Annotated in this window: 6 protein-coding genes; 4 read left to right on the forward strand and 2 right to left on the reverse strand. The window is 34.9% G+C overall.

Features of this window, described 5'->3' with window-relative positions; genetic code table 11:
- Positions 1-108 precede the first annotated feature (108 nt).
- The 3 genes from ABXQ82_RS15225 to ABXQ82_RS15235 all read left to right on the forward strand — a co-directional run bounded on the left by ABXQ82_RS15225 (position 109) and on the right by ABXQ82_RS15235 (position 4,788).
- Positions 109-1,059 (forward strand): tetratricopeptide repeat protein, encoded by a 951-nt coding sequence (locus ABXQ82_RS15225; protein WP_367061596.1) that lies wholly within the window; start codon positions 109-111, stop codon positions 1,057-1,059.
- 887 nt (positions 1,060-1,946) lie between these two features.
- Positions 1,947-3,302, forward strand: a complete 1,356-nt coding sequence (locus ABXQ82_RS15230; RefSeq protein ID WP_367061598.1) for a Mur ligase family protein — start codon at positions 1,947-1,949, stop codon at positions 3,300-3,302.
- A gap of 91 nt (positions 3,303-3,393) precedes the next feature.
- Positions 3,394-4,788 (forward strand): hypothetical protein, encoded by a 1,395-nt coding sequence (locus ABXQ82_RS15235; protein WP_367061601.1) that lies wholly within the window; start codon positions 3,394-3,396, stop codon positions 4,786-4,788.
- Positions 4,789-4,801: 13 nt separating this feature from the next.
- On the opposite strand, the gene ABXQ82_RS15240 is transcribed toward ABXQ82_RS15235, so the two are convergent.
- Positions 4,802-4,939, reverse strand: coding sequence for a hypothetical protein (locus ABXQ82_RS15240; protein WP_367061604.1), 138 nt, complete (start codon positions 4,937-4,939; stop codon positions 4,802-4,804).
- 245 nt (positions 4,940-5,184) lie between these two features.
- The gene (locus ABXQ82_RS15245; protein ID WP_367061606.1) at positions 5,185-5,445 is read right to left on the reverse strand and encodes a (4Fe-4S)-binding protein; all 261 of its coding nucleotides are present in this window, start codon (positions 5,443-5,445) and stop codon (positions 5,185-5,187) included.
- Between the two features lie 819 nt (positions 5,446-6,264).
- Between ABXQ82_RS15245 and ABXQ82_RS15250 the strand changes: the two genes are divergently transcribed.
- Positions 6,265-7,571 (forward strand): hypothetical protein (locus tag ABXQ82_RS15250; RefSeq protein ID WP_367061609.1); only part of this gene is annotated, 1,307 nt, incomplete at its 3' end.

The following is a 7,571-nucleotide window of genomic DNA, read 5'->3' on the forward strand; positions in this document are numbered from 1 at the left end:
AAAATCTTTAGATTTTTAAAAAATTAGTAAAAATTTGTGCGATTCGTGGCATTAATATTGTTATTTGGTTCAACATAATTGTCCATAAAAAGTTATTTTTGTGATGTTATGAAACATATCGTGCTCCTTATTTTACTACCTATTCTAAGCTTCTCTCAAAGTAATTTGGATGAAGTAGAAACGCTTTTTAAGCAAAAACAGTTTAAAAAAGCTGAAACTGTAATTCAAAAATATTTAGAAAAAGCCCCTGACAATTTAGAGGCCATTGAGCTTTTAGGGGATGCTTACGGACATCAAAAAAAATGGAACGACGCCATTGACGAATACGAAAAGTTAGTAGAAGCAAAACCTGAAACAGCCAACTATCATTACAAATACGGTGGTGTTTTGGGTATGAAAGCCCTAGAGAATAAATTCAAAGCTATTGGCTTTATAGGCGATGTAAAAAATGCATTTATAAAAGCTGCCGAATTGGATAAAAGCCACATCAATGCACGTTGGGCATTGGTAGAATTATACATACAGCTCCCAGGGATTATTGGCGGGAGTAAAAGCAAATCGTTGAAATATGCCGATGAACTGGAAAACCTTTCAAAAGTAGATGGCTATCTCGCAAAAGGTTATGTTTATGAATATGACGATGAGCCAGAGTTAGCCGAAAAATATTATAAGATGGCGATTAAAGAAGGCGGTTCTTTAACCTGTTTCGATAAATTGACAAAATTCTACGAAACCAAAAAACAACCGCAAAAGGCAATTGCAACTATAGAGGAAGCCCACAAAAAACATCAGCGAAATGCATTGCATTATCAAATAGGTAAAGTCGCCGCAGAGTATAATTTAGAATTAGAAAAAGGCGAAAAGTGCCTTCAAATTTATTTAGATAATTATTCAGCCGAAGACGGTGTTCCAAAGGCTTGGGCACACTACCGTTTGGCGCAAATTTATACTCACAAAAGTGATAAAGAAATTGCATTAAAACACATCAACAAAGCCATTGCCGAACTTCCGAAAATTAAACCGTTTAAGGAACAGAAAGAGCGGATTTTGAAGATTTAATCTCAGTCACATTTGAAAGCTTGAAATTTTAAGAGTTTTTCTGTGAGTTTCCTTGAAACAAATTAGAGCAAATACTAATCCGTGAAAATCCGTGAAATCCGTGTCAAATATTTTTTGCTTATAATTTAGAGTCTCAGCTTTCGATCACAGTCACAGCCTCAGTCTCAGTTTTCAGTCGTGGTTTTCAGTCTCAGTCGCATTCGCGGTTTACAGTAAATTAGGCTATTTGTGTAAATTCGTGTCTTTTTAACTTTGCGCCTTTGCGTCTTTGCGAGATAATTTTTAGTTTTCAGTCGCAGTCTCAGTCGCAGTCTCAGTCGCAGTCTCGGTCTCAGTCGCAGTCGCATTCGCGGTTTACAGTAAATTAGGCTATTTGTGTAAATTCGTGTCTTTTTAACTTTGCTCCTTTGCGCCTTTGCGTCTTTGCGAGATAGTTTTTAGTTTTCAGTCGCAGTCTTAGTCGCAGTCTCAGTCTCGGTCTCAGTCGCAGTCGCAGTCGCATTCGCGGTTTACAGTAAATTAGGCTATTTGTGTAAATTCGTGTCTTTTTAACTTTGCGCCTTTGCGTCTTTGCGAGATAATTTTTAGTTTTCAGTCGCAGTCGCAGTCGCAGTCGCAGTCGCAGTCGCAGTCGCAGTCGCAGTCGCAGTCGCAGTCTCAGTCGCAGTCTCAGTCGCAGTCGCAGTCGCATTTGAAGTTTACAGTTTGAAATTCTCTGTGAATCTTTGCGAACTCTCTGCATATCTCTGTGAAACAATTTACAATCATTATGGTTTATTAACTTTGCGTCTTAGCGCCTTTGCGCGACAAAAATAATTCTCGTGAACTTCTGTGAAACAACTAACAAATAATTTGGAATTTGATGTTCGTAGTTTGATATTTGTGTCATGAACGTACATTTTATAGCAATTGGTGGTGCCGCAATGCACAATTTAGCACTCGCCCTACACAATAAAGGATACAAAGTAACCGGAAGTGACGATACCATTTTTGAGCCCTCAAAATCTAGATTAGATGCCAAAGGTTTATTACCAGAAACCTTCGGCTGGTATCCAGAAAAAATCACAAAAGATTTAGATGCTATAGTTCTAGGCATGCATGCCAAAGAGGATAATCCAGAGCTATTAAAAGCCCAAGAATTAGGACTTAAAATTTACAGCTATCCAGAGTTTTTGTACGAACAATCAAAACATAAAACCAGAGTAGTTATCGGTGGAAGTCACGGAAAAACAACCATTACCTCAATGATTTTGCACGTCATGCACTACCACGACAGAGATGTAGATTATATGGTTGGCGCACAATTAGAAGGTTTTGATGTGATGGTAAAACTCACAGAAACAAACGATTTTATAGTTCTAGAAGGCGATGAATATTTAAGTTCGCCTATAGATAGGCGTCCAAAATTTCATTTGTACAAACCAAATATTGCCTTGTTGAGTGGGATTGCTTGGGATCATATCAATGTATTTCCAACCTATGAAAATTACGTGGAGCAGTTTAGCATTTTTGTAGATTCTATCGTTAATGGTGGCAATATAAATTACAACGAAGAAGACCCGGAAGTAAAGCGGGTAGTGGAAGCAAGCGAAAACACCATTAGAAAAATAGCCTATAAAACTCCAGAATATAGGGTTGAAAACGGACAAACACTTTTAGAAACTCCAGAAGGCGATTTGCCAATTGAAGTTTTCGGAAAGCATAACCTTAATAATTTGGCAGGCGCAAAATGGATTTGTCAGCACATGGGCATAGACGAAGACGATTTCTACGAAGCCATTGCAACCTTTAAAGGCGCAAGCAGACGCTTAGAAAAAATAGCAGAAAGCACAACGAGTGTTGCCTATAAAGATTTTGCACATTCTCCAAGTAAAGTAGAAGCAACAACAAAAGCCGTAAAACAACAATACCAAAACAGAACTTTAGTGGCGTGTTTAGAATTGCACACCTACAGTAGTTTAAACGCTGAATTTTTAAAAGAATATAAAGGCGCACTAGATGCAGCCGATGTTGCTGTAGTATTTTATTCGCCACATGCCGTGGAAATTAAAAAACTGGACAAAGTAACCCACGAACAAATTGCAGAAGCTTTTGAGCGTAAAGATTTAATTATTTACACCAATCCAGACGATTTTAAAGATTTTCTGTTTTCTCAGAATTTTGATAATAAAGCGTTGTTGTTGATGAGTTCCGGTAATTATGGTGGTTTGGATTTTGAGGAGGTTAAGGGGTTGATTGAGTAATCTTGTCATTCCTGCGAAGGCAGGAATCTATTTCGTATAAATTGTAACGTTTTAAATAGAAATAATACTTATAGTTTATACACATCAAGAAATGAAATTAAAAAGGCGTTTTTATGATTCTTCAATAAATTTCAGTAATATTTCAACTGAGCGTCTTGTTTTAGGTGTTTTAATTGGTCTTGCATACGCATTTGCTATTTATGGATTTGCATATTTGGTTAGAGAGTCAATTCGATTGATGTCTAGTGGTTTTGGACACTTACCTAATATCTTAAATGAAAATGAGAGAAATATTTATAATTGGTTTTTTGCTGCATTGTCATTAATTTTTGGAAATTCAATAGCCATAAGTATTATTCTAGGAGGAACAAATCATTGTTTTGGGAAAAAGCAAATTAAAAATAGAAGAATAATAAATGACCAATTATTTTTGAATTCATCTTTTGCATTTTGGTTTTTAAAAATAAGCTACATCATTGGAATTTTTTCAATGTCTTTTACAGATTTTAATTTTCTACCTGAATTTATCGGTTTTATAATAATTCTTATAATAGTACTATATCTTGAAATATGGAAAACACTAAGTTTAGTGTTAAGAAGAAAGCGATTTAAAATAATGATAGTACATTTTATACTATTCATGACTTTTTCTTATGGCTTATCAAATTTTGAGCTTATTGATTATGAGCATTTAGATAAGAATCAATTGAAGTTTAAGCCTTTAATTGAACTGCCAAAATCTGAGTATAACAATGTTTCTTTTTTTGATTATTATAGTGACGTCTATCTAAAAGAAGAAGATAGATTGAAACTTTCATTTCGTTATCATGAAAACTATCTAAACGATTCTTATTTGGATTTTATTGAATATAAAGGTAACCTTTACGAGCCATATCAAGAAAAAATGGCTATTAGAGTATCTGCATTTAAAGATACTAAAATGCAAACTATTAAATTGATTGAAGACCAAGTAAAGAAAGCTGACATAAACTATCTAATTTGGGCAACATTTGAAAAAGATTTAAGCGCTACCCGATTTTCGAATAATGGAATTAAAATTAAATTGAAAGATAAATCTTATCAAGAATTTGATGTTTTAAGTGGCTACTATCTAAGAAAAGCACGTTTTTTCAAAACAGATGAGAATAATAAACCAAACGACACTATAATAGTGCAAATTGGTAAAGACTTGTTGATTAATGGTGTTGGAATTTCAAAAAATAAATTGATTGAAAATTTTGAAAGCAAGATTAATAAAAATATTATTTTTCAATATGAATTTAACTCCGATACTAAATATCAAGATTATATAACTGTTTTATCCTATCATTTAGCTGCAATAGATTCGTTAAGAGAAAAAAATAGTAAAGTTGAATTGAAATTTGATAACGAAAAAATCAGATATACTAATATGGAAGAATTTCTAAATGAGAAACAACAACTTCGTTATGAATTTCCTTTTCTTATGACAGAAAAATATAAGTAAAATAAAATATATTTTAATTGTTTTCACGCACATCAAAATCCACAACCAACCCACCAAAAATCCAATTTGCCAAAGCATCCCTATTCTCATAATTAATAATTCGTTTTTGGTCTTTTTTGCTTTTAATATTTCCCAATTCAATGTAAACCATTGCTGGTAATGTGTTTTTAATCACATACAACCCTCGCGAGCTTACAGAACCTGAGTATGTTCTATTGGGTTGGTGTTCAGCATATGTCTGCTTGAAAAAATAAAACTCAGCCAGTTTTTGTGAAACTTCTCGGAGTTTTTATAGTTGTATTTTCTAAATGGGCTTACATTCTGAATGTTCCAAAACAAAAAAATCCTTCAAATAATGTGAAAGATTTTTGCTTTAACAGAACTACTGTCATTCAATTAAATAGCTTTCTTTTTTGTCCTTAGGTAATAGTCTAAAGCACCTGAAGGACATTTTTTTATTTGTTTAATAATTTCTTCTTTTTTACCATCATCTAAGTTGATCCAAGGTATAATCTTATTGCTAAAAACATGAGACAATTCTTTGGCGCAGGTACCAGACAATGTGCATGCACAGGGATCGTAAGTTACGGCAATATCTTTATTGCTAAATTCTTTTGATTCAATTTCCATGGTCTTATCAATTTTGGGTTTGATCATACCATTCTAAGATTAGATGGGTAGTGTTGTTAAATGTATAATGAGATGATTGCCAACGGCTAAAAATTAGTTTTAAAAGCTAAAAAAATAAGCATAAGGCATAATTTTCGATAAAGTGCATTTGTAATTTGTTCGAATTCAGAAGAGAAGTGAAATTTAATACTTGGATTTTTTTCTGTTCAAACTAAAAAGTCGTTGAACAGCAATAGTAATAATATAGATTATAAAATGTAAGATAAAGATTATTTTAATTATAAGTCATAGATTTCTTTTATAAAAAATCTAGAACTAAAATAATTCTATATTATAAGAAAAATATCGTTAATCGATTAAAAATTACCTAGGTCGATTAAAAGAGGGGTTATTGATAATTTTCAAAGATATTCACTATCTCAAAAAAATAATTAAACCTATGTTTTTTTTGAGTTATTGTTAAAATAAATGTGAATTTTTACAAAAAGAATAATTTGTTAAAGTTTTGTGAATTGGATAGAACAGAACATGAAATTTTGTTTGAGCCAATTTTAATGAAATTTTTGGAAGATATTTAGGGTCTAGCGTATATGGAATGTTTTGTGTTCTACTAAATCTAAATTATAAGTTTCCTGAAAAATTAAATTGTAAAATTGCTTTTGCCCTCTCAATTCTACCTTACTTACTATTTGTTTAAAATAGCAACAAGAATATTGTATCTATATTTTTAATGCAAACTCGCTCCAAGAGTCATTTTGTTAAGTATTAATTGAAAATTCATTTAATACCTTTTTCAAAAGTTAATTTTTAATAGTAAGAATGATTAATTAACCAATATATTTTTAAATGATGAAAAGAACTATTTTATTAATAGCAGCTATCCTAGTGTCCTTTCAAGTGTTTTCCCAAGCAAGGGTGCTTGAATGGAGCGTCGGAGAACCCCAAATTACATGTGGAACAACAGTTCAACTTTGTTACCCTTTGATGGTATCAATTGATGACGGAAGTCAATCACCAATATTAGGCACATCTACGATGCGCTTTTTTTATGATAGTAATCTTTTAGAAAATGTATCTATCCAAAATTTAGCAACTGGTTATACTGAGAGTGGTTTTAACCAAAGTGCTTCAGTTTTTGGTGGGGTATTTGGCTTTTCATCTACTGATGGTATTTTTGCACAGTTTAATATTATTGACGGTGCAGCATCTAGTCCGTTAGCACTATCAGGTACTGCGGTTCATGTTTTAGATATATGTTTTGATCTAAAAGCTGGATCTACATATCCGCTATGTGCGCCAATTGTATTAGACAATAACCATTTAGGAAAAGGTAATGGTATTGCTGAGGATGATGGTTATCTTCAAAACGATGCAGGTGTAGTTGGAACATATCTTTTAAATGGAGATTTAACCAATGCAATATTAGCCGATGATGAAGTAGTACACTATCAATGGATAGATAATGGAGGAGCTTTTGACGGAACAGCTAATGAACTTTCAGATAGAACAGGAGATACGGACACTACAAATTGTCTTGCAGATACTTGTCTCCCGAGCCTTACGATATCCAAGACACAGGTATCGGGACAGGACCCGATCACCTCGCCCGGCCCATTGGGCTACGAGATAGTCGTTACCAACGATGGCAACATTGCATTGACGGGAGTGACGGCGAGCGACGTGCTTCCGGACGGGAGCAATGGCACGTTGAGTGCGGCAACGGAGAGCGGCACGGCCGATGGGATACTGTCCGTAGGGGAGACCTTTACGTACACGATCAGCTACGCGGTAAGCCAATCGGATATCGACAACAACACTAGCCTTACCAATACGGCGAGCGTTGTAACGAACGAGCTGCCGACTGCGGAGAGCGATACGGCGGAGACCCCGATCACAAAGACACCGAGCCTTACGATATCCAAGACACAGGTATCGGGACAGGACCCGATCACCTCGCCCGGCCCATTGGGCTACGAGATAGTCGTTACCAACGATGGCAACATTGCATTGACGGGAGTGACGGCGAGCGACGTGCTTCCGGACGGGAGCAATGGCACGTTGAGTGCGGCAACGGAGAGCGGCACGGCCGATGGGATACTGTCCGTAGGGGAGACCTTTACGTACACGATCAGCTACGCGGTAAGCCAATCGGA

This window comes from Algibacter sp. 2305UL17-15, from assembly GCF_040720935.1.
Lineage (GTDB): Bacteria > Bacteroidota > Bacteroidia > Flavobacteriales > Flavobacteriaceae > Jejuia.